This window comes from Streptomyces puniciscabiei (assembly GCF_006715785.1).
GTDB lineage: Bacteria > Actinomycetota > Actinomycetes > Streptomycetales > Streptomycetaceae > Streptomyces > Streptomyces puniciscabiei.
Genome location: NZ_VFNX01000001.1, coordinates 3,576,437 through 3,600,950, shown reverse-complemented (window position 1 = coordinate 3,600,950; position 24,514 = coordinate 3,576,437). Strand labels below are relative to the sequence as shown.

Sequence of the window (24,514 nt, the reverse complement as noted above, 5' to 3'; positions counted from 1 at the left end):
ACCCACGTCGATACAGCGTTCATGGGTCTCACCTCCTCGGGCGGTGTCACGGTCGACTGGAACCTACCGGCTTGATCGTCTTCCCTTCAACCCCTTTTCCCGGTCCGCTCCGGTGCCTGTTCCGGGATGGTGAAGTAGCGCGCGATCGCCGGGACGATGTCCGGCTCGCCCACCTTGCCGTCGCCGTCGGTGTCCAGCGCGGCGGCCGTCGCCCCGGCGAGCTCCTCCGGCACGTGGAACACCCGCAGCACGCGTACGGTGTCCGCGACCGTGGCGAGGCCGTCCCCGTCGCCGTCCGCGACGGCCAGCGCCGCGTGCAGGAAGGGCCGGGCGATCTCGGCGAAGCGTTCGGGGTTGTCGCGCAGGCGCTTGACCGCGCCGGTGACGAACTCCTCGCGGGTGATGCGCTGATCGCCGTCCCGGTCCGCGATGCCGGCCATGCCCTGCCAGAAGGCCTCCGCGCCGGCGTACAGCGCCTGCCCCTTGTCGGAGCGTGCGGTCACGGCGAACTCGGCGAGGAGTGCCTTGGCCGCCGCGTTGAAGTCCTCGCGGTCGATCCAGCCGTTGCCGTCCTGGTCGAAGGTGGCGAACCGGGCTGCGATCCTGCGCTCGTAGTCGGTGCTGACCATGTCTGTTCGGGCCGCCTTACGTGTGCGTCGTTCGGGTCGTCCCACGGGCGCGTGAGCGACCTGGCAGGAGCGTATGACGCGGGTGGCCGCCGGACGGCGGCAACCCGGCGGTTGTGCCAAGACCGGGGGAATTCTGCGACAACAGTGTGGCCGTGTCGCAAGGGAGCAGGGCGGCGCGGCGGCGCGTCAGGCGGAGAGCGGGCCCGCCTCGTCCGTCGTCGCGGCCTCGATGTCGGGCCGTACGTCGAAGAGCCGGCGGACGCCGAGCGCGCCGAGGACGCGGTTGACGTGCGAGCCGTCGTCGGCCCCCCGGTCGGGCAGGATGAGCCGGAGCCGGCCCTGACAGGAGCGGATCAGCCGGCGGGCGGCGACGAGGACGCCGACCCCGCTGGAGTCGCAGAAGAACACGTCGGAGAGGTCCACGACGAGGCTGTGGTGCCCCTCGGCGACGACGTCGTGCACACGTTGACGCAAAACCGGCGAGGTCATCAGGTCCAGTTCCCCGGACACCCGGAGCACGGCCCACTCGCCCTGCTCGGCGCTGGTCACCTTGAATGCCACGTCCCTGCCCCTCCGCTCGCCGGAAGTTCCGGAACCGCCCGGAAACGGAAGCAGTTCCTACGCTTGCTTCCGCGCGGCTGCCCAGCGGCCGTTCCCTGAAACGTCGGGCCACAAACTGGGCGTGATCGACAAGGGGCTTGTTTCGGTCACTACCGATCCTGTTCGATCAGACATGCACACATCTTGTGTGAAGTTTATGTGAAGGGGGCACTATCACCTGCAGCCCTTCCAGGGGCGCGCATTGACACAAAGGGGCGTGCACTGTCGGACGTGCCGACTACATTCGGGAAGACGCCGCAGACAGGCTGGACCGACCGGACACGGGTGAGGGGAGGGGACCGCATGGCCACGAGGGACGCTCCGCCCCGCTGGGACCGCAAGATGCAGCAGCGGCTCGCCCGTGGTGAGGCGGCCGCCCTGGGCGAACTGTACGACCGCTTCGCCTCGCTCGTGCACGGCCTCGCCCACCGCGTCCTCGGCGACGAGAGGGCGGCCGACACCCTCACCCGCGAGGTCTTCGCCCACCTCTGGGAGCACCCCGAGACCTACGACCCCAAGAAGGGCCCGCTGCGCACCTGGATCGCCGACGTGACCAACCGGTTCGCCGTGCAGCGGCTGCGCGACAGCGAGACCGCCGCGCTGCCGCGGGGCGGCGGCTCCCTGGCGGAACTGGAGCGCAAGGTGCGCCGCGCCTCGGTCGCCGCCCGCGCCGACTACATCGTCCACTCCATGCCGGCCCCGCTGCGCGCCGCCCTCGACCTGGCCTACTTCCAGCGCCGCGACTACCGCCAGACCGCCGTCGACCTCGGCGTCACCGAGGACGAGGCCCGCCGCCGGCTCCGCCTCGGCCTCCAACTGCTCTCCACCGCCCATGACGCCGGGACCCCGCCGGGATCCGGGGGTGCGGTGTGAGCGGAGCGGGCGGTTTCGGGGCAGCCGACGAGCACGAGGGGCCGGGGGACGAGGAGCGGCGCGAGGGCCGGCCGTACGAGGGCGACGGCGGCCCGGGTGACAGCGGCCGGAGTGACAGCGGCCGGAGTGACAGCGGCCACACCGGCGAGGGCGCCGGCGGCGGCTCGGGGCAGGACCCGCGCCGGGCCGGCGGACCCGAGCCGGACCGGCCGGCGCGCATACCGACGCCCCGCGCCTCCGTCGAGGACAGCGGGCGACCGCTGCCCGGCCCCGCCGATCCGGGGGACCTCCCGCCCGTGCCGCTCGACCTGCCGCACGACGTCCTGAAATCGCTCCTCGGCGCCTGGGCGCTGGCCGCCTGCTCGGCAGCGGAGACGGCCGCCGTCGAGGACCACCTCGGCTCCTGCGGAAGCTGCGCCGACGAGGCCCGCCGGCTGCGCGAGGCGGTCGACCTGCTGCACCAGCCGGAGAGCCTCGACCTGGACCCCGGCCTGCGCACCCGGGTCCTGGAGGGCTGCCTGGAACGCCGGCCGCCGCGCATCCCGCTCCCCGGGTGGGCAGCGCCGTACGACGCCGAGACCGCGCGCCTGGACGCCCTGCTGCAGGACTTCGGGGACGCGGAGTGGCATGCGCCGGTGCGGCTGCGGTGGTTCGAGGCCGACGCGGCGAAGAGCCGCCGTACGACCGTGGCGGGGGTGATCGCTCACCTGCTGTCCGTGGACGGGCTGGTCGCGCTGGCGCTCGGCCTAGAGGACCCGCTGGCGGAGGTCGCCGAGGCGGCCGCGCAGGACGCGGTGGGCCCGGAGGCCCGCACCGAGGCGTTCTGGCGCAACTCCCACTTCCCGCCGACCCGCTCGGTGCGGGGGCCCTGGCGGGAGCAGAGCCACGACCTGGTGCGGACGGTGTCCTTCACCGGCGGGCACGCGGGCGGACTGGCCGTGTCGTACGGCGACTTCGAGCTGCCGCTGCACGACGCGATGCTGGACCGGGCCTTCGAGTGCTGGGTGCACGCCGAGGACATCGCGGAGGCGGTGGACTACCCGTACCAGCCGCCCGCGCCGCGCCATCTGAACAAGATGATCGACCTCGCCGCCCGGACGCTGCCCGTCGCGCTGGCGAGACGCCGGCAGGCCGGGCTGGCCTCACCGGCCCGCGGCCGCCACCTCGGCCTCGCCGGCGAGCCCGGCCGCAGCCTGCGGCTGGAGATCGAGGGCGCGGCGGGCGGCGAGTGGCTGATCCCCTTGGACTCGCCCGCGGCGGTGGCCTCCGCGGACCTGGAAGTGGCCCATGTGGCGCTGGACGGCGTGGAGTTCTGCCGGTTGGCCGCCGGCCGGGTGTCGCCGGAGGAGGCCGCGGTGGGGCAGGTGGGTGACCGGGAGGCGATCAGGGACGTACTGTTCGCGACGGCGGGGTTGAGCCGCTTGTAGGGGTGGGTCGCCGCCCGACGGCCGAACGCCCCGAGCTGCTAGGCGAACACCACCGTACGGCGCCCGTTGAGCAGGATCCTCCGCTCCGCATGCCACTTCACCGCCCGCGCCAGCGCCTGGCACTCCACGTCGCGGCCGAGGGCCACCAGCTGATCCGGCGTCACATCGTGACCGACCCGCTCGACCTCCTGCTCGATGATCGGCCCCTCGTCCAGGTCGGCGGTCACGTAGTGCGCGGTCGCCCCGATGAGCTTGACCCCCCGGGCGTGCGCCTGGTGGTACGGCTTGGCGCCCTTGAAGCTCGGCAGGAAGGAGTGGTGGATGTTGATGATCCGGCCGCTGAGCTGCTTGCACAGGTCGTCCGAGAGGACCTGCATGTAGCGGGCGAGGACGACCAGCTCGACGCCCTCCTCGCGGACGATCTCCAGCAGCTTCGCCTCGGCCTGCGCCTTGGTGTCCTTCGTCACCGGAATGTGGTGGAAGGGGATGTTGTAGGAGCCCACCAGCTCCTCGAAGTCGGTGTGGTTCGAGACCACGCCCACGATCTCCACCGGCAGTGCACCGATCCGGGCCCGGAACAGCAGGTCGTTCAGGCAGTGCCCGAACTTGCTGACCATGAGCACGATCCGCATCTTCTCGTCGGCCCGGTTGATCTGCCAGTCCATGTGGAAGGAGTCACCGATCGCCGCGAAGCTCGCCCGCAGCTTCTCCACCGTCACCGGCGCCTCGGCCGAGAAGTGGACGCGCATGAAGAACAGACCCGTGTCGTGGTCGCCGAACTGCTGGCTGTCCTCGATGTTGCAGCCGGTCATGAACAGGTAGCTCGACACGGCGTGCACGATGCCCTGCTTGTCCGGGCAGGAGAGGGTGAGGACGTACTGGTCGGCCGGGGCGGCGGGCGCGGGCTGCTCGTTCATGCACTACAGGTTCCCACACGGCGCCGCCGCCGTGGGCAGACGTTCCGCAGGACGGGACGACCGGACGGGACTACCGGAGGGGACGACCGGACGGCGATCCGCGCACCGCCCGCCGGAACGCCTACGCGGACCCTTACGCGGTCCTCGTCATGATCCGCAGCACTTCCAGGCTCCGCGGCGGCGCGTCGGGGTCGTCGCCGTCGCTCGCGGCCATCCGGACATGCGCGTCCCGCGCCGCCCGCACCGCCTCCGGCCACCCCTGGTGGTCGAGGTAGGCGGAGACCGGCGCGTCCGGGCCGACCTGGTGCATGATCCGCAGCACCCGCAGCACGGCGGTGTCCACGAGCGCCGCCTCCTGCGAGTCCCGGAATATCGTGCCGACGTACTTCTCGGCTGACCAGTTGTCCAGCCAGGTGTCCTCCACCAGCCGGTAGACGGCGTCCGTGACGTCGCCGTACCCGTCCACGCCGGCCAGCCAGACGTCCCGCTGGAACACCGGGTCGGAGAGCATGTGCAGCGCCGAGCGCACATTGCTGCGCCAGCGCCACCATGGCATGTCGCTTAGGGGCATGCCGCCCATGGTGGAGGAGCGACGGCCACGACGGGAAGAGTTCTCCGAACCTTGCACGGTCATCGATCGTACGTTCCTCGCCACACTGGCCTCACAGGCCCCTGCAATTCACCTCGATGTCACTCTTCGTTGACTCTGGGTCACTCGGCGGTTAGTCGTGTGAGGGAATCGTGCTCGTACATGACCGGCAGGCGACGCACATTTCGTATATTCCTCCACCGCTCCTCCCGCCCCGGCAGAGCCACCGCCCTGACCGCGGGCGCCGTGGCCCTCTGTGCGTCGCTCACCGCCGGATGCGGGGTCATCCCCGGTGCCACGGGGGGTTCGGGGGGTGACCCGGTCAAGGTCATGACCTGGGCGCCGCAGGACACCGACGCCACCAACAAGCCCGGCATGCCCGCGATGGCCCTCGCCTACGCCAAGTGGATCAACGCGCACGGCGGCATCAACGGCCGCAAGCTCCAGGTACTGACCTGCAACGACCACAACGACAGCGTGGGCGCCGCCAAGTGCGCCCGGTACGCGGCCGACGAGAACGTGGTCGCGGTCGTCGGCTCCTACAGCCAGTTCACGGACTCCTACTCCGCCCCGCTGGAGGGCGCCGGCATCCCCTACATAGGCGGCTACGGCGTCACCAACGACGAGTTCACCGGCCAGATGTCCTACCCGGTCAACGGCGGCCAGCCCGCCCTGCTCGCCGGCCTCGGCAAGGCCCTCGCGGGTGCCTGCGGCAACATCGCCCTGGTCCGGCCCGACAGCATCGCCGGCGACGAGCTGCCGGTGCTGCTCGACTCCGGCCTGAAGGCGGGCGGGCACGCCAAGGCGGGCGACCAGCTGGCCCAGGAGGACGCCACCGAGTACGGCGACCAGGCCGACCAGGCGCTGCGGTACGCCGTCAAGGACGTCACGAGGAAGGGCTGCGTGGTCCCCGCGCTCGGGGACCGCACGGACACCTTCATGGACTCCTTCCGCCGGGAACGCGAGAGCTTCCCCTCGGTACGGCTCGCGACCGTGCTCGGCAGCGTCGACCAGACCGTGATCAACGCCACCGGCGGGGCGTCCGGGCCGTACGAGGGGGCGTACATCACCGGCTGGTATCCGCCGGCGTCGGACTCCCGGTGGGACCCGATGAAGAAGGTGATCAACGAGGAGGCCTTCGGCGACACCCGCATCGACCCCGCGGACACCGGAGTGCAGACGACCTGGATCGCCTACACCGTGCTGAAGGCCGTCCTGGACAAGATCGGCACCGGTGACGTGACCGCCGACTCCGTACGGCGCACCCTCGACGACGGGCTGCGGGTCTCCACCGGCGGTCTCACCCCGACGCTGCACTGGACCTACGCCGGCCCGCTCGCCTCGGTCGGCTTCCCGCGGATGGTCAACGCCGACGTCACCCTGCAGGTGGTCCAGGACGGCAGGCTGGTCGCCGCCCGCAAGGGCGTCGGCGGACTCGACGGCACCACCGACATGACGCGGACGCTGGAGAACGCCGACGTGCAGTGACGCCCGCCGGCGGGTCCCCGGCCCGTCGCTCAGAGCTGGGTGGGCTGGCGCTGGGTGAGGCCGTACTTCTGCGCGATCGCGTTCCACAGCGCCGCCGCCTTCACCTTCTGCGCGCTGGCGGTGCCGCTCTCCCGGTTGCCGGCCTGGGTCTCGCCCGTGGTGCGGGCGTGGCCCTTGCGGCAGACCTTGCGGTTCTTGGCCTGTCCGGCCCAGGCCGCGTAGTGGTTGTCGGCCGCGGCGGACGCCTGCCAGGCCTTGGTCAGCGCGGCGGTGAGGTCGCCGTTGCCCGGCAGCTTGTCGACGGAGAGCTGTCCGAGCCGGGTGACCAGCTGGTTGCGCTGCCCCGCCGCGTTGCGCAGGTCGGTGGCGGCCCCGTCGAGGTTGTCGCAGCTCTTGACGTCGGCCACCGCCTTGATCACCGAGGCGCGGCTGCTGCCGCTGTCGGCGAGCAGCTTGTCCAGCGCGACCGCCTGCTGCCGGGCCGGGTCGCCGGCCGGCGAGCCGGAGCCCTGGCCGGGCGCCGGGGACGCGGCCGCGACCGTCCTGCCGTCGTTGCCCTGGTCCTTGCCGCCGCCGCTGAGCAGCGCGCCGGCGCCCACACCGATCACGACGATGCCGACCCCGATCGCGGCGATCAGCGGCACCCGCGAGCGGCCGCGCGGCCGGTCGTCGTCGTGCGCGGGGTCGTACCCGGGCTGCTGCCCCCCGTAGGAGGGCTGACCCGCGCCGTACGACGCCGGGCCGGGGTTCTCCGGGTGGTGGACGCGCGGCATCTGCTGGGTGGCCCCGGCGGGGCCGTCACCGCCCGCCGGGCCGCCACGGAAGAGGCTGTCGAACTCGGCCGGCGGCTGCCGCTGCGCGTCCTGCGCCTGCGCGGCGTACGGCGGTATGTACTGGGTGGCCTCCGCGTCGGACGAGGCCGGCACGGGCTGCTGCTGCTGCGGGACACGGCCGAGGTAGCGCGTCTCCTCGCCGCCCGCCTCGGGCGGCAGCGCGCCGGGCGCCACCGGCGGGATGTACTGGGTGGCGCCCTCGTCGGCGGGGGCGGCCGCCTGCACCGGCGGCAGGTACTGCGTGGCGCCCTCGGCGGCGGCCGCGGCCTGCACCGGCGGGATGTACTGGGTCGCGCCCTCGTCCGCCGGGGGCAGCGGGGCAGCGGCGGCCGGATAGGCGCCCACCGGCGGAAGCGGCGCGGCACCGGACGGCGGCTGCGGGTACGGCTGCTGGGGCGCCTGCTGAGGCGGCTGCGGCAGAGACTGCTGCGGCTGCTGGTGGTACGGCTCGGGTACCGCGCCGTACCCGAGCTGCTGACCGGCGCCGTAGCCACCGCCCGGCGCGCCGGAGTGGTCGTACGACGCCGTCGGGCCGTACGACGGTGCCTGGGCACCCTCCGGGGGCAGCGGGCCGGGGTTGCCGGCGGGCGGCTGCGGGGCCGGGGCCTCGGGGGTGTGCCACTGCTGGGCCGCCGCCGGGGGCCAGCCCTGGCCCGGCTGGGGCGGCTGCTGCTCGGGCCCCCAGGAGCCGCCCCAGGCCTGCCCGCCGGCCGGGGAGGCGGGGACGGGCGCGCCGGTCATGCCCGGCAGCAAGGGCTCGCCTCCGTCGGAGGGCAGCACGATGCCTTCGCGCGCGGGTCGCGCCGAGGGCTCCTCGCCCTGTCCACTCTGCGTCACCGGGACTCCTACTAATGGGGGACCTTGTGAATCGGGCTCACGCTACCGGGTCCCCCGAGCCGGGTGCCATGCAGCTCAGGGCGCAACCTTCTTCCCTGTGACGGCGGTAACAAAACCGCCCCGCGGGGCGCTGATATAGGGCACCCTCCCGCCACCGGGTGCCGTTCGCCGTGCGTTCACGCGACCGCGGGGCCGGTGTTCACGCGGCCTGCTGGAGATCGAGGCGCGCCCCGAACTCCCGTACCACCGCCTCCTCCCGGAAGGGCTCCAGGCGCTGCTGGAGATCCTCCAGATACTCGGCGCCCCGGTTGGAGCGGAGCGTCTCCAGCAGTTCCACCGCCTTCAGGCCGGTGCTGCAGGCCTGTTCGATCTCCCGCTGCTGAACCTGGGCCGTGGCGAGCAGCACATAGCCGATGGCGCGCCGGCGGGCCCGGGACTCCGGGTGCCCGGCCAGCGACTGCTCGGCGTACCGGGCCGCCTGCTCGCTCTGGCCGAGGTCGCGGTGGCAGTGCGCCAACTCGTCGGCGAGATACGCCTCGTCGAAGTGCCGGATCCACACCGGGTCGTCACCGGAGGAGCCGTCCGCCCGCTCCATCGCCGTCACCGCCCGCCCGATGGACGCCTGTGCCGCGCGCCCGTCACCGAGCAGGGCGTGCCCGCGCGCCTCGGCAGCGTGGAACATCGCCTCCGCGCGCGGCGTCACCTGCCCGCGCGCCCCCTCCTGCGCCGCACGCGCCAACTGGGCGATCTCGCGCGGGTTTCCGAGCTGGGCGGCGAGGTGGCTCATGGACGCGGCGAGGACGTAACCGCCGTACCCCCGGTCTCCGGCGGCCTGTGCGAGCCGCAGCGACTGGATGTAGTACCGCTGGGCCAGCCCCGGTTGACCGGTGTCCACGGCCATGTACCCGGCCAGCTCGGTCAACCGCGCGACCGTGGCGAACAGTTCCCGCCCGACCGTCTCCCGGTACGAGCCGGCGAGCAGCCCGGAGACGACACTGTTGAGGTAGTGCACGACGACCGGACGCACATGCCCGCTGCCGAACTGGTGGTCCAGGTCGGTCAGCGCCTGCGTCATCGACCGCACGGCCGCCACGTCGGCCGGCCCCACGCGCGGACCCGCCTGCCGGGCCACCTGCGCGTCCGGCGCCGAGATCAGCCAGTCCCGGCTGGGCTCGACCAGCGCGGAGGCGGCGACGGAGGAGCCGGACAGGAAGTCCCGCCGGCCCACGTCGCTGCGCCACAGCTCGCAGACCTGCTCGATGGCCCCCAGTACCGTCGGCGAGAACTGGAGACCGACCCCCGAGGCGAGGTTCTTGCCGTTGGCCATGCCGATCTCGTCGATCGTGACCGTACGGCCGAGCTTGCGCCCGAGCGCCTCCGCGATGATCGCCGGGGCGCGGCCCCGGGGTTGCTGTCCGCGCAGCCAGCGGGCCACGGACGTCTTGTCGTAGCGCAGGTCGAGGCCGTGCTCGGCACCGCACATGTTGACCCGCCGGGCCAGCCCGGCGTTCGAGCACCCCGCTTCCTGGATGAGTGCCTGCAGCCGTTCGTTCGGCTGCCTCGCCACGAGAGGCCTTGCGGCCATGTGCTACCCCCTGCGTTGCGTCCCCTGGGCGTAACCGTTCCGGGAAGATCACTGCCCAGCTGACATACCGTCAATGCGCGACATGCGCGGTTTGCCGGGGTAACGACGGATGCCAACCCCACCCCTGGCTACCCAGCTCACGCCCTGCTTCCTCCCGCGCGCCCCCGCCTGTGCACCCATGCGCCCCGACTGCCGGACCGATGCCCCACCCCCGCGCGCGCCACAGCCGTAACTCCAGGTGGATGCGGGAGTTGAGAGGGACGTGGAAGAGACGATCGCGGGCGCCGAAAACACTCAGATTGCCGGTCAGATTCCGCAGCAGCGCGGGGAATCGCTGCTGGAGACCGCCGTACGCTACGCCGAGGAACGGCACTGGGACGTGTTCCCGGGCACCTGGCTGGAAGCGGTCGGCGGAAGGCAGCGCTGCTCGTGCGGCGACGCCTCCTGCCCTGCGCCGGGTGCGCACCCCACGCGCCCCGACTGGGCGACGCAGGCGACCGGCAGCGCGACCGTCGCACGCCGGATGTGGCAGAAGCAGCCGACGGCTTCGATCCTGCTGCCGACGGGGCGGACGTTCGACGCGTTGTCCGTCCCGGAGAGCGCGGGGTTCCTGGCGCTCGCCCGTATGGAACGGATGGAGCTGACCCTGGGCCCGGTCACTCTGGCTCCCGATCGGCGCATGCAGTTCTTCGTGCTGCCGGGGGCCGCCGCGAAAGTGCCGGACCTGGTGCGGAAGCTCGGGTGGACGCTGTCGTCCCTCGATCTCGTGGCGCTGGGCGAGGGGGCGTACGTGGCCGCTCCCCCTACTCGGTTCGGGTCCCGGGGTGCCGTGCAGTGGGCCTGCCGGCCGACTCCTGCGAATCGGTGGCTGCCGGACGCGGAGGAGCTGATCTCGCCGCTTGCCTATGCGTGCGGGCGGGACCGGTAGCGGTTCGCCTTCTCGTCTGCGGGGTTTCGGTGCGTTGGCCAGTGCGGGCATGTGGTGGGTTCTCGCGCGGAGCCGCATATCAGGCACAGCCCCGCGCCCCTTTGCGGCGCTGCCCCGCCGTAACCTTCATGCATGACCGAAGTTGCAGTGCGGGTACGGGGGCTCTGGAAGCAGTTCGGGCAGCAGGTCGCTGTCGGCGGGATCGATCTCGAGCTGCCCGCCGGGAAGTTCATCGGGCTGGTCGGCCCCAACGGGGCCGGGAAGACGACGACGCTCTCCATGGTGACCGGGTTGCTGCGACCGGACGGCGGGACCGTCGAGGTCGTCGGTCATGACGTGTGGCGGGATCCCGTGGCCGTCAAGGCGAGGATCGGCGTCCTGCCCGAAGGGCTGCGGCTGTTCGAGCGGCTGTCGGGACGAGAGCTGCTCGGCTACTCCGGGCGGCTGCGCGGACTGCCGGGGGCCGAGGTCGACAAGCGGGCCACGCAGCTGCTGGACGTCCTCGACCTGGCCGGCGCCCAGCACAAGCTCGTCGTCGACTACTCCACCGGCATGCGCAAGAAGATCGGACTCGCCGCCGCGCTCCTGCACAATCCGGAGGTCCTCTTCCTGGACGAGCCGTTCGAGGGCGTCGACCCGGTGTCCGCGCAGACCATCCGGGGCGTCCTCGAGCGGTACACCGCCTCCGGCGCCACCGTCGTCTTCTCCTCCCACGTCATGGAACTGGTCGAGTCGCTGTGCGACTGGGTCGCGGTGATGGCGGCCGGGCGGATCCGCGCGACCGGCCCGCTCGCCGAGGTGCGCGGCGCGCATCCGACGCTCCAGGGGGCGTTCCTGGAACTGGTCGGGGCGAGCGGCCGGGACGCCGGGTCCGATCTGGACTGGCTGGGCGGCGGGGCGGCCCGATGACGAACCTCACCTCCACCGTCGTACGGCTGAAACTGTCCCTGCTGAAGAACGGGCTGCGGCAGTCCGGGGGCCGCCGGGCCGCGTTCGTCGTCTCGGCGATCATCGCGGTCCTGTTCGCCCTGCTGCAACTGCTGGGCATGCTCGCGCTGCACGGGCACGCGCACGCCGACGCCGTCGCCGTACCGGGTACGGCCGTGCTGGCGCTGGGCTGGACGGTGCTGCCGCTGTTCTTCCCGACCGGCGACGAGACCCTGGACCCCACCCGGCTGGTGATGCTGCCGCTGCGCCCCCGCCCGCTGGTCCGCGCGCTGCTCGCGGCCTCCCTGGTCGGCATCGGCCCGCTGTTCACCCTGCTGGTACTGGCGGGCTGCACGCTGTCGCTGGCCCGGGGCGCCGCCGGGTACGTCGTCTCCGTCGTCGCCGTCGCCCTCGCCCTGCTGGTCTGCGTGGCGCTGGCACGCGCCGTCGCCACGGCCAACGTACGGCTGCTGACCAGCCGGAAGGGCCGCGATCTCGCCGTGCTGAGCGGACTGGTGATCGCGATCGGGGCACAGCTGGTCAACTTCGCGGCCCGGCAGCTCGGTTCGGCCGGGCTCGGGCAGCTGCAGCCGGTCGCGGACGTGCTGTCCTGGGTGCCGCCGGCGTCGGCGGTGGCGGCGGTACACACGGCGAGCCAGGGGTCGTACGGCATCGCTGCCGCCCAACTCGCCGTGACCGCAGCCGGTTTGGCGGCGCTGATCGCGCTCTGGGCGCGGAGCCTGACCCGGCTGATGACCGCACCCGACGCCTCCACACTGCAACCGGTCGACGCCCCGGTCCGCAGCCGCTCCGCCACCGGACTCGGCCGGCTGCTGCCCCAGGGCCGCACGGGCACGGTCATGGAACGCAGCCTGCGCTACATCTGGCGGGACCCCAAGACCAAGGCCGCCTGGGTGACCTCGCTGGCGATCGGGCTGATCGTGCCGGTGTTCAACGCGGTCCAGGGCACCGGGTCCATCTACTTCGCGTGCTTCGCCGCCGGGATGCTCGGCATCCAGATGTACAACCAGTTCGGGCAGGACACCTCCGCGTTCTGGATGGTGGCCATGACCATCTCCGCCCCCCGGGACGCCTACGCCGAGCTGCGCGGCCGCGCCCTGGCGCTGCTGCTGATCACCCTGCCGTACGCGGCGCTCGTGACCGTGGTGACGACCGCCCTGCTCGGCGCCTGGTCCCGGCTGCCGGAGGTACTGGGCCTGTCCTTCGCCCTGCTCGGGGCGATGCTCGCGACCGGCGCCTGGACCTCGGCCCGCTTCCCCTACTCCATCCCCCAGGAGGGCCACAAGAACGTCGTGCCCGGCCAGGCCGGCCTCGCCTGGATCTCCATCTTCGGCGGCATGATCTCGGCGGCCCTGCTCTGCTCCCCGGTCATCGCCTTCGCGATCTGGCTGCACGTGAGCGCGGACGGGGCGGACTGGCGGTGGCTGCTCCTGCCGGTGGGAGCGGCGTACGGCGCCGGGCTCACCTTCACGGGCCTGCGCCTGGCAGCTCCGCGGACAGCAGCACGGCTACCGGAGATCCTGACAGCTGTGAGCAAGGGTTAGCGGATTGCAGCCCCCTGGGAGGCGCCGGGACCTGCAGCCGCCTGGGAGGCGCCGGGACCTGCAGCTCCCCAGGGGCGCGGGGAACTGCGCGATCAACCACGAAGGACCCGCACTCGCCGACGAAAGCCCAACCCCGCAGACGAATCCGCCCCTCAAACCCCGAGCACCCGATCAAGAAACGGCCCCACAGCCCCCCGCCAGGCCAACGGCAGTTCATAGTGCGCAAGATGCCCGGCATCGGGAACTTCCGCATACTCCCCCGCCGGCAGCACCCGCACCATCTCCTGCGCCTCCGCCCGCCCCAGCTCCCCGTCCACCCCCCGCACCACCAGCGTCGGGCACCGCACCTGGGCCAGCTCCTCCCAGTGCGCGTCGTACACCCAGGTCTCCCGGGACCTGAGCATCTGCTCCGGCTCGAACACCGGCCGCCAGCCGTCGGGGCCCTCGTGCATCACCTCGGCGTAGAACTCCCCGCGCGCCGGATTCGGCCGCTCCACCCAGGGATCGTCCTCACCGAACCACTTGCGTACGTCGGCCAGCGTGGCGAAGGGAACGGGCCAGGCCCTGAACCAGTCGGCCCACTCCCGCTGCGAGGCGGCCCCCAGGGCGGAGGCCCGCATGTCGCAGATGATCAGGCCCCGGACCAGGTCGGGACGCTTCGCGGCGAGCTGCCACGCGGTCAGCGCGCCCATGGCGTGGCCGATGAGGAGCGCGGGGGCGAGGCCGAGCTGTTCCAGTGCGGCCTCCGCGTCCTCGACATAGGCCTCACGGGTGTAGGCGGCCTTCGGGGGCTTCTCGCTCTGGCCGTGACCGCGCTGGTCGAGGGCCACGGCACGGTGGCGCGCGGCGAGCCAGCGGGCGGTCGAGGCCCAGTGGGAGGCACGGCCCATCAGGCCGTGAAGTAACAGGACGCCCGGAGCGCCGGGCGACGCGTCCCCCCGGCCGTCCACCTGATCGTCCGCCGGGTCGGGTCCCGTCTTGGGCGGGTCGGCGAACTCCCAGGCGGCCAGGCGCACCCCGCCCGCTCCCGTCACGTCGATACGCCGTGCCATGGGCCTGGCACCCCCCAGCTCCGCCTGCCTCGTACCGGTGTACTGCCGTACTCGCTCGTACTCGCTGCTGTCGCTGTCGTGTTCGTTCTGCCGCCGCAGACTACCGAATCCATCGAATGACTATTCGAAAAATCCGTCTCTGCGGACAACACCCCTCATTCGAGTGACACCCCGCAAGGAATGATCGCCGCCATCGAGGGGATCTCTTCTGGCGGGAGGCGGACCGCTCGGGGAAAAACGGTCCGAGGGGGATGACCCTGAGAGCTCGGGGCTCCGGGTCAGCACAGGGGAGGACAGGCCCCGGCGCCAACGGCGCCGGGGCCCTCCCCGGCTCAGCGCTTGGCGACGAACACGTGCGAGGCGACGTCCGCCTCCAGCTCGGCCGCCTCGCCGCCGCTGCCCACCAGCACACCGCCGGCCGACTCCGTCACGCTCACCACGGAACCGGGCTGCACCCCCGCCCGCCGCAGCGTGTACATCAGCTGCGCGTCCGTCTGGATCGGCTCACCGATCCGGCGGACGACCACCGTCTTGCCGTCCGCGCCCGCGTCCAGGTCGGCCAGCGAGACCATGCTCTCGTCCAGGAACGGGTCCGCGCCGTCCTTCTCGCCCAGCTCCTCCAGCCCCGGGATCGGATTGCCGTACGGCGACTCGGTCGGGTGGCGCAGCAGCTCCAGCACGCGCCGCTCGACGGCCTCGCTCATCACGTGCTCCCAGCGGCAGGCCTCCGCGTGCACCTGCTCCCACTCCAGGCCGATCACATCGACGAGGAGACACTCGGCCAGCCGGTGCTTGCGCATCACGCGCGTGGCCAGCCGCCGGCCCTCGTCCGTCAGCTCCAGATGGCGGTCACTGGCCACGGAGACCAGCCCGTCCCGCTCCATCCGCGCCACCGTCTGGCTCACCGTCGGCCCACTCTGGTCCAGCCGCTCCGCGATGCGGGCGCGCATGGGCACGACGCCTTCCTCTTCGAGCTCGAGGATGGTGCGGAGATACATCTCCGTGGTGTCGATCAGTCCGGACATACGTGCCCCTCGATTACCTCTGCCGGCACCCCGGCGCGTGCGCTGGCCCTGGCACCAATTCTGCCGGATCCGACTGACAAGCGGGGGCCCCGCCGAAAACGGGAGGCCGCCGCGGGGCGGCGGTGGTGCGGCCCCGACCCCTTCGGGAGGCTCAATCTTGTGGGATCAATCTTGCGGGAACAGGATGTGGGCTGGGTCACGTTCCAGTTGAATGAAGACCACTGAGCGAACCGTGCGCCGTACGTGCGCCGACGCAGCCTGCAGGGGGTCCAGGTGAGTGCTTCCCGGCGGAGTGGGACCACCGACGAACTGGGGCCGGACGAGCCCGGTGAGTCGGGTGGATCCGATCTGCTCGCCGCACTGCTCGACGGCATGGACGCGGCCCTGTGCGCCTTCGACGCCGACGGGATCGTCACGCACTGGAACCGGGAGGCCGAACGGATCCTCGGGTGGACCGCCGCTGAGGCGGTCGGGCGGCACGGGTTCGCCGGCTGGGCGGTGCGCAGCGCCGACGCCGAGGAGGTGCAGGCCCGGCTGATGTCGGCGATGCATGCGCCCGGGCGGCAGGTGCACGAGTTCGCGCTGGTCACCAAGGGCGGCGGGCGGGTGCTCGTACGGACCCAGTCCGCCGCCGTGCGCGGACCCGACGGAAAGCCCGCCGGGGTGTACTGCGCCTTCAGTGAGGTCCACGCGCAGATCGACCTGGAGCGGTCGATCGCGCTGAGCGAGGCGCTGTTCGAGGACGCGGCCTGGGGAGTCGTACTCATCGACGCCGATCTGCGGCCCGCCGTCGTCAACGCGCACGCGGCCCGCGCCCTGGGCATCGGACGTACGTCCGCGCTGGGCAGGCCGCTCGGCGAACTGCTCGCACAGGGCGTGGAGGAGCTGGAGGCCGCGCTCACCCATGTGCTGGCCGAGGGCGCGCCGCCCGCGCCCGCCGAGATGTGGGTGACCGTGCGCACCCCGGAGGGCGAGCAGCGGCGCTGCTGGCGGAGCGGCTTCGTGCGCCTGGCCTCACCGCTCGCGGAGGAACCGGTGCCGCTCGGCGTCGGCTGGCTGTTCCAGGACGTCACCGAGGCCAAGCAGGGCGAGCAGGAGGCGGCCCTGCTGCGCTTCCGCACCAACCAGCTGCACCGCGCGGCGCGCGCCGCCGCCGAGTGCGAGGACCCGGTCGAGGCTGCCACCGTCCACCTGGACTTCGCCCTCGCCGGCTTCGCCGACCACGCGCTGATCGACCGCACGGTGCCTTCCCCGCGCTCGGCCGGCCCGGCGGGCCCGGCCGGCTCCGAGGCCGCGGAGGGTTCGAAGGGCGAGGAGACGCCCGTACGGCTGGTACGGCTCGCCGCGACGCCCGCCGGAGCGCCGGGACCGAGCCTGCTCACCGGCGCGGCCGGGCTGCCCGTGCGCTACGAACCCGGCCACCCGGCGCTGCAGTGCGTGGAGCGGGCCGGACTCGTGCGCGCGGACGCCGGGTCGGTCCCGGCCCAGCGGGCGCGGGAGTGGGCGCTCGCCCGGCAGTGGCCCGAAGACGCCGTGCACGCCCTGTGCGCGGTGCTGCGCAGCCGGGGGCGGACGCTGGGCGTGGTCACCTTCCTGCGCGGCTCCGGCCGCAGCCGCTTCGAGCGGCTCGACACGGCCTACGCGGAGGACGTGGCGGTGCGCATCGCGGCTGCGCTGGACCTGGCGGACGCGCTGCGGGGCGGATGAGCGGGCCACGGCGGCTCAGTGCCGGTAGAAGATCCGGTCGCCGTACTCCCGCATCACGCGGCCGTTCCACTCGTGTCCGCCGTCGACGTTGCCGGAGCGCAGGAGCGGGGGTTCGATGCCCCGGTCGGCGAGGGTGGCGGCGGTGGTCGCGATGACGGCCTGCATCAGGGCGGTGGTGACCACCGTGGAGGCGGGGGCGAAGGGCGCCGGAATGGTGTCCAGGGTGACCTCCGCGTCTCCGACGGCGATCTTCGAGTCCAGGACGATGTCGCAGTGGTCCTTCAGGAAGGTGCCGGAGGAATGCCGGGACGTGGTCTGCGAGGCGTACGCCACCGAGGTGACGCCGATGACCTTCACACCGAGGCGGCGGGCGTTCAGCGCCATCTCCACGGGGAGGGCGTTGCGGCCGGACAGCGAGATGATCACCAGTGCGTCGCCGGCCCGCACCGGCGAGGTGTCGAGGACGGCGCTCGCGAGGCCGTCGACGCGTTCGAGGGCGGAGCCGAGGGTGGCCGGGGTGACGTCGACACCGACGACTCCGGGGACGGCGAGCAGGTTCATCAGGGCGAGACCGCCGGCACGGTAGACGACGTCCTGCGCGGCCAGCGAGGAGTGCCCGGCGCCGAACGCGAACAGCCGGCCGCCGGCGGCGACGGTGTCGGCGAGCAGGGCACCGGCGGCCCCGATCGACTCGGCCTCCTCCTCACGGACCCGTTGCAGCAGGCCGATCGCGGCGTCGAAGAACAGGTCGGCAGGCGTGCCGTCGCTCATGCGGTGCCCCTTCGCAGCGTCTGTGTCGCGGATCACCGTGCGGTCTGGACCAGTGCGGTGTCAATACGGCGCCTACCACCGCCCGGATGATCCAGCGGGGCGACGGGTACGGCTACGACGTCCGTCCCGAAGCCCCTTCGCCAGGATCTCCGAAAAACAGTTGAGCTCCTTCCAACCGCTTCTTAGGCTGTGCCTCACGTACGAAAGGAGGTGATCCGGTACATGAGTGAAACCCGGACGCGCGAGGTGGCTGCGGGCTAGCGGCTCGCCACCACACCCAGTGCGGTGCCGGACCAGCGTGTGTGCGAAACACGCAGCCGGCCAATCCAACGCAGTCACCCGACCCGCGGGCTGCCGGTACGTCCGGCCGGCTCCTCCTTGAGGAACCCAGCCCGCGGGTCGTCTGCGTTTTTCGGCGTCTCCCGGGGTTTTCCGGGGTTCCCCGGCGTTTCCCGGCGCTCTCAGGGCGCGAGGCGCTCCACCCGCCAGCGTCCGCCCTGCTGGGCGACGTAGCGCAGGCGGTCGTGGAGGCGGTTCACCCGGCCCTGCCAGAACTCGATGGTCGCCGGGGTGATGCGGAAGCCGCCCCAGTGCGGGGGGACCGGGACCTGTTCGTCCTCGGGGTGGCGGGACTCAAGGTCGGCGTAGGCGGTGTCCAGTTCGGTGCGGGAGGCGATGACCGAGGACTGGGCGCTGGCCCAGGCGCCGAGCTGGGAGCCGTGGGGGCGGGTGCGGAAGTAGGCGGCGGTCTCGTCGCGGCCGGTGCGGTGGGCGGTGCCGGTGACGATGACCTGGCGGGCCAGCGGGTGCCAGGGGAAGAGCAGGGCGATGTGCGGGTTCTCCGTGAGCTCGCGGGCCTTGCGGGAGTCGTAGTTGGTGTAGAAGACGAAGCCCTCGGTGTCGAACTGCTTCATCAGGACGGTGCGTGAGCTGGGGCGGCCTGTCGCGTCCGCGGTGGAGACGACCATCGCGTTGGGTTCGTAGATGGTGCCGTGCAGTGCCGCCCGGGCTGCGTCCTCGAACCAGCGGGCGAACTGGTCCATGGGGTGCGCGGCGAGATCCTGTTCGGCGAGGCCTTCCGCCCGGTACTGCTTGCGCATGGCGGCGGGATCGATGGCGGGGTCCAGGAGCGGGTCGCGGTCGGTCACGCGGTCATCTTGCCGTATCGAACGCGGATGGCACTCAGTGTCGTGTGGACTCCCCAAGTCTGGCACCGGGAGTTATCGTGCAGGTCCCCTTGCGGTTTGGGTGACCACCGGTCGAACGGGGCATCACCGGGGTGACCGCCGCCGAAGCATCTCAAGGAGCCGCCTGATGTCCGATTTCGTACCCGGACTCGAGGGAGTCGTCGCGTTCGAGACGGAGATCGCCGAGCCGGACAAGGAGGGCGGCGCCCTGCGTTACCGGGGCGTCGACATCGAGGACCTGGTCGGTCATGTCTCGTTCGGGAACGTGTGGGGGCTGCTGGTCGACGGGGCCTTCAATCCCGGGCTGCCGCCCGCCGAGCCGTTCCCGATCCCGGTGCACTCCGGTGACATCCGTGTGGATGTCCAGTCGGCGCTCGCCATGCTGGCGCCGGTGTGGGGGCTGAAGCCGTTGCTCGACATCGACGAGCGGCAGGCGCGGGCGGATCTGGCGCGGGCCGCGGTGATGGCGCTGTCGTATGTCGCGCAGTCGGCGCGGGGGCAGACGCTGCCGATGGTGCCGCAGCGGGAGATCGACAAGGCGAAGTCGGTGGTGGAGCGGTTCATGATCCGGTGGCGGGGTGAGCCGGATCCGAAGCATGTGGCGGCTGTGGACGCGTATTGGACGTCCGCCGCCGAGCACGGCATGAATGCGTCGACTTTTACGGCGCGGGTGATCGCGTCGACGGGTGCGGATGTCGCCGCCGCGTTGTCGGGGGCGGTGGGGGCGATGTCCGGGCCGCTGCACGGGGGTGCGCCCTCGCGCGTGCTGGGGATGATCGAGGAGATCGAGCGGACGGGGGACGCGGAGGCGTACGTCAGGCAGGCCCTGGACCGGGGTGAGCGGCTGATGGGGTTCGGGCACCGGGTGTACCGGGCGGAGGATCCGCGGGCGCGGGTGCTGCGGCGTACGGCGCGGGAGCTGGGCGCGCCGCGGTTCGAGGTGGCCGAGGCGTTGGAGAAGGCGGCGCTGGAGGAGTTGCACAACCGTCGGCCTGATCGGGTGCTTGCCACCAACGTGGAGTTCTGGGCGGCGATCGTGCTGGACTTCGCCGAGGTGCCGGCGCACATGTTCACGTCGATGTTCACGTGTGCGCGGACGGCTGGGTGGTCGGCGCACATTCTGGAGCAGAAGCGGACGGGGCGGCTTGTGCGGCCTTCTGCGCGGTATGTGGGGCCGGGGCCGCGAAGGCCGGAGGACATCGAGGGGTACGGAGAGATCACCCACTGACGCCCACTGAGAGGGGTGGCCAGGGGCGCGTGGCGACTGCGGGCCGTGTGTGGTTGCTCGCGCAGTTCCCCGCGCCCCTGAAAAAAACGGCCCTTCGGGCCAGTTTTTTCACGCAGGCGTCAGCAACTCCGCATGGTGCCTCTCCGCCACCAGCGGATGCGCCCTGAGCTTGCCCTTCAGCTCGTTGTAGCCGTACTCGGCGTGCAGGGGGTTCGCCGGGTCGGTGGTGATGCCGGGGGCCTTCGACGCGTGGGGGAAGGGGAGGGGCTCGACCCTGGCGTCCAGGCGGGGGTTGTAGAAGAACGGGACGGAGAAGCGTTCGGTGGCTCCGGGTGGGCTGACCACGCGGTGGTTGGTGGCGAGGAGGTAGCCGTTGGTGGCGACCTCGAGGAGTTCGCCGAGGTTGACGACGAAGGCTCCCTCGATGGGCGGGACGTCGTGGAAGAGGCCGTCCTCGCGCTGGACCTGGAGGCCGCCGACGGTGTCCTGCAGGAGCAGGGTCAGGAAGCCGTAGTCCTTGTGGGCGCCGACGCCCTGGTCGGTGCCGTCGCCCGCGCTGCCGGGGTAGCGGACGAGTTTGAGGTGCGGGTGGGCGTGGGTGCCGAAGATCGGGTCGTAGAAGTCGGCGGGGGCGCCGATGGCGGCGAGGAGCTCGTGCAGGAGGCGGTCGGCCACCGTGCTGAGCTTGTCGATCCAGGCCAGGGCGGCCGTGCGCAGTTCGGGCAGGGCGGTGGGCCACTGGTTGGGGCCCTGGAGCCACCAGTACGGGGGTTCGCCGGGGGCGGGGACGCGGGCGGGGCGTTCGGCGCCTATGTCGAGCTGGTCGCGCCAGTCGCGGGCGCCGGCGGTGCGCTCGTCGCCGGTGCGGGTGTAGCCGCGGAAGTGGGGCGAGTTGATGTTGTCCAGGGCGAGGCGGTCGGCTTCGGGGAGGGCGAAGAAGGCGCGCATGGCGGTGAGCAGCGCGTCGGTCTCGGTCCGGGTCACGCCGTGGCCGACGAGCTGGAAGAAGCCGACGTCGTGGGCGGCGCTGTGCAGCTGGGCGTGCAGGAGGGCGCGGGCCTGGGGGCCGTGGTCGGCGGCCGAGAGGTCGATGACGGGAAGCTGGTCGTACGACGGGGTCGTCGTGGGCTGGTACGTCGATGCGGTGTGCGTCGTCATGGTGCGTCCACGGGGTGTGTGGGCCATGGGCAGGCCGCCGCGGGTGTGGGCGGCGTCGCCCCGGATGCCGTAAGAAGATGCCGTAAGAAGGCAGGAGAAAAGAGGCTGAATCAGGCCGAAGGCCGACAGCTCATGCTCGTGACGCGCACGTAGTCCACGTGGCGGCGGCGGACGAGCATCGGAGGCATGCGGCAAGGGTACTGGGTGCCGTGGGAAACGCCTGTGGTGCGGTTTACTTGGCCGGAAGCGCCTGTTCCAGCAGGTCGGCCCACTGGGCGACGACTTTCTCGCGGCGGGCGGTGTCGTCGGTGAGGAGGTTGGCGAGGCCGAGGCCGCGGGCCATGTCCAGGAGGCCCTGGACGGTTTCGCGGACGCCGGGGCGGGTCTCGTCGGCGCCGAGGAGGTCGACGGCGATGCGGTGGGTCTCGCGGCCGACGCGGGCCTCCAGCTCGGTCACGCGGGTGCGCAGCTGGTCCTCGTTGGAGGCGGCGACCCACAGGTGCAGGGCGGCGCGGAAGAGGGGGCCGGTGTAGAGGTCGACGAGGGCGGCGACGACGGCGTGGCGGTCGGCGGGGCCGGCCGGGAAGAGTGCGCGCAGGGCGGTGGAGCGTTCTTCGGCGACGTATTCGACGGCGGCGGTGAACAGGTCCTCGCGGGTCGGGAAGTGGTGCTGGGCGGCGCCGCGGGAGACTCCGGCGCGTTCGGCGACGACGGCGACGGTGGAGCCCGCCCAGCCGTGTTCGGCCAGGCAGGCCACGGCGGCCTCCAGGAGTCGCTGCCGGGTGGCACGGCTGCGGTCCTGCTTGGGCGCCCGGTCACGTTCCCTGGTCGCGCGGTCGCTTTCCGCCGTCGTGCTCATCCGGTCACACCACCCATGCCGCGTCCCGTCTTTCCAGGAAGGCCGTCATCCCCTCCTGGGCCTGGGCGGAGGAGAACAGCCGGGCCGAGAGCGCGGTCAGGTCCGCCGCGTCCCGGTCGAATGTTTCCAGCACCCTAGCTGTGAGCAGCTGTTTCGTCTCGGCCAGGCCCTGGGGCGAGGAGCGGCGCAGGCCGTCGAGGATCGGGGCGAGGGCGTGGTCCACGTCGTCGCCGGTGACGGTGAGGAGCCCGACGCGTACGGCTTCTCGCGCGTCGAAGCGTTCGCCGGTGAGGAAGTAGCGGGCGAGGGCGCGGGGGTCGGCGCGCGGGATCACGGGGAGGGAGATCACGGCGGGGGCGACGCCGATGCGGACCTCGGTGAAGGCGAAGGTGGCATCGAGGGAGGCGGCGGTGATGTCGCAGGCGGCGAGGAGGCCGAGGCCGCCGGCGCGGACGTGGCCGGTGACGCGGGCGACGACGGGTTTGCGCAGTTCGAGGATCTGGCGGAGCAGGCCGGTGAGCGCGTCGGGGTGCGGCGGGTCGCGCAGGTCGGCGCCGGCGCAGAAGGTGGAGCCGGTGTGGGTGAGGACGACGGCGCGTACGTCCGGGTCCTTGCAGCAGTCGGTGAGGGCACCGGCGAGTTCGGAGACGAGGGCCGCCGAGAGGGCGTTGCGGGTGGCGGTGGCGTCGAGGCTGAGGGTTTCGACGGCACGCGCGCGTGTGCGGCTGATCAGTGTCACGGCAGCTCCCTCAGTTCGCGGCGCAGGATCTTGCCGGAGGCGGCGCGGGGGACGGTGTCGATGAAGGTGACCCGGCGGATTCGTTTGTAGGGTGCCACGCGCTCCGCGACGTACAGCATGATCTCTTTCTCCGTCAGCTCCTCGGCGGTATCCGCGCGGGGGACGACGAAGGCGTGCGGGATCTCGTTGCCGTCGTCGTCGCAGGAGCCGATGACGGCGGCGTCGGCTATGCCGGGGTGGGTGAGCAGCAGGGCCTCCAGTTCGGCGGGGGCCACCTGGAAGCCCTTGTACTTGATGAGTTCCTTGACCCGGTCGACGACGAACAGCCAGCCGCCCTCGTCCACGTGCCCGACGTCGCCGGTGTGCAGCCAGCCGTCGGTGTCGATCATCGCGGCGGTGGCGTCGGGGCGGCCGAGGTAGCCCTTCATCACCTGGGGGCCGCGGATCAGGATCTCGCCCGCCTCGCCGGTGCCGAGGTCCTTGTCGGGGTCGTCCAGGGAGACGATCCGCATCTCGGTGCCGGCGATGAGCCTGCCGACGGTGCCTGCGGGGGCGTCGTGGAGGCGGTCGAGGGGGACGACGTGGGTGCCGGGGGACAGTTCCGTCATGCCGTAGGCCTGGCCGATCGGTGGCAGGCCGAGCCGCTCGGAGCAGGCGCGGGCGAGGGTGGCGTCCAGCGGGGCCGCGGCGCTGATGACGTACTTCAGGGAGGACAGGTCGTAGCGGGCGACGGCCGGGTGTTTGGCGAGGGCGAGGACGATCGGCGGGGCGACGTACAGGCCGGTGATGCGGTGGTTCTCGATGGCGGCGAGGAAGGTCTCGAGGTCGAAGCGGGGCAGGACGACGACCGTGGCGCCCTTGCGCAGGGGCGCGTTCATCAGGGCGGTGAGGCCGTAGATGTGGAAGAACGGCAGGACGGCGAGGATGCGGTCGCCGGGGCCGGCCGGTACGGCGGGTTCCAGCTGGGCGAGGTTGGTGGCGATCTGCCGGTGGGTGAGCATCACGCCCTTGGGGATGCCGGTGGTGCCGGAGGAGTACGGCAGCGCGGCGATGTCCTCGGCGGGGTCGAGTGCGGGCCGGGGCTCGGGGGCGGTGGTGGCGAGCATGTCGATGAGCGACCGGTGCCCGGGCGCGCTGTCGCACACGAAGATCTCGCGTATGCCGCCCGCGAGTTCGGCGGCGCGGCGGGCCGTCTGCAGCAGGGGCGAGACGGTGACGATCCAGCGCGCGCCACTGTCGCCGAGCTGTTTCGCGAACTCCTCGGGCGTGGCGAGCGGGTGTGCCGTGGTGACGGTGGCGCCGGCGCGCGTGGCGGCGTAGAAGGCGGTGGGGAAGGCGATGGTGTTGGGGCTGTGCAGGGCGAGGACGTCGCCCTTGCCGACGCCCGCGTCGGCGAGTCCGGCGGCGACGCGCCGGTGGAACCGGTCCACCTGCTCGTACGTGAGCGTGGTGCCGTCCGTGCCGTCGATGAGGGCGGGGCGCTCGCCGTATGCGGCGGCCTGGCCCAGGACGGCCTCGTGGATGGGGAGGCTTACGGGCGGGACGTCTGCGTACTCGCTGCGGAACACGGTTCCTCCAGGCGGATGCGGC

22 protein-coding genes are annotated in these 24,514 nt (G+C 72.3%); 8 read left to right on the top strand and 14 right to left on the bottom strand.

The window, feature by feature from the left end; translation table 11 throughout:
- Window positions 1–86: 86 nt before the first annotated feature.
- Window positions 87–629: an EF-hand domain-containing protein gene (locus FB563_RS16635; RefSeq protein WP_055709795.1), complete on the bottom strand. Its 543-nt coding sequence runs from the start codon at window positions 627–629 to the stop codon at window positions 87–89.
- Window positions 630–815: 186 nt separating this feature from the next.
- Window positions 816–1,190 carry an STAS domain-containing protein gene (locus FB563_RS16630; protein ID WP_055709796.1) on the bottom strand — a complete coding sequence of 125 codons (375 nt, stop codon included), beginning with the start codon at window positions 1,188–1,190 and terminating at the stop codon, window positions 816–818.
- A gap of 342 nt (window positions 1,191–1,532) precedes the next feature.
- Between FB563_RS16630 and FB563_RS16625 the strand changes: the two genes are divergently transcribed.
- Window positions 1,533–2,102, top strand: coding sequence for a sigma-70 family RNA polymerase sigma factor (locus FB563_RS16625; RefSeq protein ID WP_055709797.1), 570 nt, complete (start codon window positions 1,533–1,535; stop codon window positions 2,100–2,102).
- Window positions 2,099–3,529 carry a zf-HC2 domain-containing protein gene (locus FB563_RS16620; protein ID WP_107100775.1) on the top strand — a complete coding sequence of 477 codons (1,431 nt, stop codon included), beginning with the start codon at window positions 2,099–2,101 and terminating at the stop codon, window positions 3,527–3,529. Before FB563_RS16625 ends, FB563_RS16620 begins: the two co-directional genes overlap by 4 nt.
- Before the next feature lie 38 nt (window positions 3,530–3,567).
- Here FB563_RS16620 and purU read toward each other — a convergent pair whose 3' ends face one another.
- Both purU and FB563_RS16610 read right to left on the bottom strand, forming a co-directional pair.
- A complete protein-coding gene (purU, locus tag FB563_RS16615) occupies window positions 3,568–4,446 on the bottom strand; it encodes a formyltetrahydrofolate deformylase (RefSeq protein ID WP_055709798.1) in 879 nt (292 codons plus the stop codon).
- A 133-nt stretch (window positions 4,447–4,579) separates the two neighbouring features.
- On the bottom strand, window positions 4,580–5,080 hold the full coding sequence (locus FB563_RS16610; protein WP_079049082.1) for an SCO4402 family protein: 501 nt from the start codon (window positions 5,078–5,080) through the stop codon (window positions 4,580–4,582).
- A gap of 117 nt (window positions 5,081–5,197) precedes the next feature.
- Between FB563_RS16610 and FB563_RS16605 the strand changes: the two genes are divergently transcribed.
- The gene (locus FB563_RS16605) at window positions 5,198–6,523 is read left to right on the top strand and encodes an ABC transporter substrate-binding protein (RefSeq protein WP_055709800.1); all 1,326 of its coding nucleotides are present in this window, start codon (window positions 5,198–5,200) and stop codon (window positions 6,521–6,523) included.
- A gap of 29 nt (window positions 6,524–6,552) precedes the next feature.
- Here the strand turns inward: FB563_RS16605 and FB563_RS16600 are convergent, their stop codons facing one another.
- Together FB563_RS16600 and FB563_RS16595 are read right to left on the bottom strand one after the other, a co-directional pair.
- On the bottom strand, window positions 6,553–8,193 hold the full coding sequence (locus FB563_RS16600; protein WP_142218746.1) for a hypothetical protein: 1,641 nt from the start codon (window positions 8,191–8,193) through the stop codon (window positions 6,553–6,555).
- A gap of 199 nt (window positions 8,194–8,392) precedes the next feature.
- Window positions 8,393–9,778 (bottom strand): NsdA family TPR-like regulatory protein, encoded by a 1,386-nt coding sequence (locus FB563_RS16595; RefSeq protein ID WP_142218745.1) that lies wholly within the window; start codon window positions 9,776–9,778, stop codon window positions 8,393–8,395.
- Between the two features lie 262 nt (window positions 9,779–10,040).
- On the opposite strand from FB563_RS16595, the gene FB563_RS16590 reads away from it, so the two are divergent.
- The 3 genes from FB563_RS16590 (at window position 10,041) to FB563_RS16580 (ending at window position 13,198) form a co-directional block, all read left to right on the top strand.
- On the top strand, window positions 10,041–10,706 hold the full coding sequence (locus FB563_RS16590) for a bifunctional DNA primase/polymerase (protein ID WP_055710613.1): 666 nt from the start codon (window positions 10,041–10,043) through the stop codon (window positions 10,704–10,706).
- Window positions 10,707–10,838: 132 nt separating this feature from the next.
- Window positions 10,839–11,615 (top strand): ABC transporter ATP-binding protein, encoded by a 777-nt coding sequence (locus tag FB563_RS16585; RefSeq protein WP_055710612.1) that lies wholly within the window; start codon window positions 10,839–10,841, stop codon window positions 11,613–11,615.
- Entirely contained in the window at window positions 11,612–13,198 is a 1,587-nt protein-coding gene (locus FB563_RS16580) for a hypothetical protein (protein WP_055710611.1), read from the top strand. The genes FB563_RS16585 and FB563_RS16580 overlap by 4 nt, the downstream gene beginning before the upstream one ends.
- A gap of 152 nt (window positions 13,199–13,350) precedes the next feature.
- Here FB563_RS16580 and FB563_RS16575 read toward each other — a convergent pair whose 3' ends face one another.
- Both FB563_RS16575 and FB563_RS16570 read right to left on the bottom strand, forming a co-directional pair.
- The gene (locus tag FB563_RS16575; protein ID WP_167528491.1) at window positions 13,351–14,250 is read right to left on the bottom strand and encodes an alpha/beta fold hydrolase; all 900 of its coding nucleotides are present in this window, start codon (window positions 14,248–14,250) and stop codon (window positions 13,351–13,353) included.
- Between the two features lie 332 nt (window positions 14,251–14,582).
- Window positions 14,583–15,275 carry an iron-dependent transcriptional repressor DtxR gene (locus tag FB563_RS16570; RefSeq protein ID WP_055710351.1) on the bottom strand — a complete coding sequence of 231 codons (693 nt, stop codon included), beginning with the start codon at window positions 15,273–15,275 and terminating at the stop codon, window positions 14,583–14,585.
- 273 nt (window positions 15,276–15,548) lie between these two features.
- Between FB563_RS16570 and FB563_RS16565 the strand changes: the two genes are divergently transcribed.
- Complete coding sequence (locus FB563_RS16565; protein ID WP_055710353.1) at window positions 15,549–16,982, top strand: PAS domain-containing protein; 1,434 nt, start codon at window positions 15,549–15,551, stop codon at window positions 16,980–16,982.
- Window positions 16,983–16,997: 15 nt separating this feature from the next.
- Here FB563_RS16565 and FB563_RS16560 read toward each other — a convergent pair whose 3' ends face one another.
- On the bottom strand, window positions 16,998–17,753 hold the full coding sequence (locus FB563_RS16560) for an SIS domain-containing protein (protein WP_055710350.1): 756 nt from the start codon (window positions 17,751–17,753) through the stop codon (window positions 16,998–17,000).
- Window positions 17,754–18,214: 461 nt separating this feature from the next.
- Window positions 18,215–18,901, bottom strand: a complete 687-nt coding sequence (pdxH, locus tag FB563_RS16555) for a pyridoxamine 5'-phosphate oxidase (RefSeq protein WP_055710349.1) — start codon at window positions 18,899–18,901, stop codon at window positions 18,215–18,217.
- A gap of 166 nt (window positions 18,902–19,067) precedes the next feature.
- Between pdxH and FB563_RS16550 the strand changes: the two genes are divergently transcribed.
- Entirely contained in the window at window positions 19,068–20,168 is a 1,101-nt protein-coding gene (locus tag FB563_RS16550) for a citrate synthase 2 (RefSeq protein ID WP_055710348.1), read from the top strand.
- A gap of 108 nt (window positions 20,169–20,276) precedes the next feature.
- Here the strand turns inward: FB563_RS16550 and FB563_RS16545 are convergent, their stop codons facing one another.
- The 4 genes from FB563_RS16545 to FB563_RS16530 all read right to left on the bottom strand — a co-directional run bounded on the left by FB563_RS16545 (window position 20,277) and on the right by FB563_RS16530 (window position 24,492).
- Window positions 20,277–21,326, bottom strand: coding sequence for an isopenicillin N synthase family dioxygenase (locus tag FB563_RS16545; protein ID WP_142218744.1), 1,050 nt, complete (start codon window positions 21,324–21,326; stop codon window positions 20,277–20,279).
- Between the two features lie 232 nt (window positions 21,327–21,558).
- Window positions 21,559–22,185 (bottom strand): TetR/AcrR family transcriptional regulator, encoded by a 627-nt coding sequence (locus tag FB563_RS16540; RefSeq protein ID WP_055710648.1) that lies wholly within the window; start codon window positions 22,183–22,185, stop codon window positions 21,559–21,561.
- A gap of 4 nt (window positions 22,186–22,189) precedes the next feature.
- The gene (locus tag FB563_RS16535) at window positions 22,190–22,924 is read right to left on the bottom strand and encodes an enoyl-CoA hydratase family protein (RefSeq protein WP_055710649.1); all 735 of its coding nucleotides are present in this window, start codon (window positions 22,922–22,924) and stop codon (window positions 22,190–22,192) included.
- A complete protein-coding gene (locus FB563_RS16530; RefSeq protein WP_142218743.1) occupies window positions 22,921–24,492 on the bottom strand; it encodes a 4-coumarate--CoA ligase family protein in 1,572 nt (523 codons plus the stop codon). Before FB563_RS16530 ends, FB563_RS16535 begins: the two co-directional genes overlap by 4 nt.
- Window positions 24,493–24,514: the final 22 nt, after the last annotated feature.

What these genes read in the sequence shown, in the direction of transcription:
- FB563_RS16540 (WP_055710648.1), bottom strand. Translation starts at nt 22,185, where the DNA reads ATGAGCACGACGGCGGAAAGCGACCGCGCGACCAGGGAACGTGACCGG.
- FB563_RS16610 (WP_079049082.1), bottom strand. Translation starts at nt 5,080, where the DNA reads ATGACCGTGCAAGGTTCGGAGAACTCTTCCCGTCGTGGCCGTCGCTCC.
- FB563_RS16550 (WP_055710348.1), top strand. Translation starts at nt 19,068, where the DNA reads ATGTCCGATTTCGTACCCGGACTCGAGGGAGTCGTCGCGTTCGAGACG.
- FB563_RS16585 (WP_055710612.1), top strand. Translation starts at nt 10,839, where the DNA reads ATGACCGAAGTTGCAGTGCGGGTACGGGGGCTCTGGAAGCAGTTCGGG.
- purU (WP_055709798.1), bottom strand. Translation starts at nt 4,446, where the DNA reads ATGAACGAGCAGCCCGCGCCCGCCGCCCCGGCCGACCAGTACGTCCTC.
- FB563_RS16575 (WP_167528491.1), bottom strand. Translation starts at nt 14,250, where the DNA reads ATGGCACGGCGTATCGACGTGACGGGAGCGGGCGGGGTGCGCCTGGCC.
- FB563_RS16580 (WP_055710611.1), top strand. Translation starts at nt 11,612, where the DNA reads ATGACGAACCTCACCTCCACCGTCGTACGGCTGAAACTGTCCCTGCTG.
- FB563_RS16595 (WP_142218745.1), bottom strand. Translation starts at nt 9,778, where the DNA reads ATGGCCGCAAGGCCTCTCGTGGCGAGGCAGCCGAACGAACGGCTGCAG.
- FB563_RS16605 (WP_055709800.1), top strand. Translation starts at nt 5,198, where the DNA reads ATGACCGGCAGGCGACGCACATTTCGTATATTCCTCCACCGCTCCTCC.
- FB563_RS16635 (WP_055709795.1), bottom strand. Translation starts at nt 629, where the DNA reads ATGGTCAGCACCGACTACGAGCGCAGGATCGCAGCCCGGTTCGCCACC.
- FB563_RS16560 (WP_055710350.1), bottom strand. Translation starts at nt 17,753, where the DNA reads ATGAGCGACGGCACGCCTGCCGACCTGTTCTTCGACGCCGCGATCGGC.
- FB563_RS16570 (WP_055710351.1), bottom strand. Translation starts at nt 15,275, where the DNA reads ATGTCCGGACTGATCGACACCACGGAGATGTATCTCCGCACCATCCTC.
- FB563_RS16545 (WP_142218744.1), bottom strand. Translation starts at nt 21,326, where the DNA reads ATGACGACGCACACCGCATCGACGTACCAGCCCACGACGACCCCGTCG.
- FB563_RS16625 (WP_055709797.1), top strand. Translation starts at nt 1,533, where the DNA reads ATGGCCACGAGGGACGCTCCGCCCCGCTGGGACCGCAAGATGCAGCAG.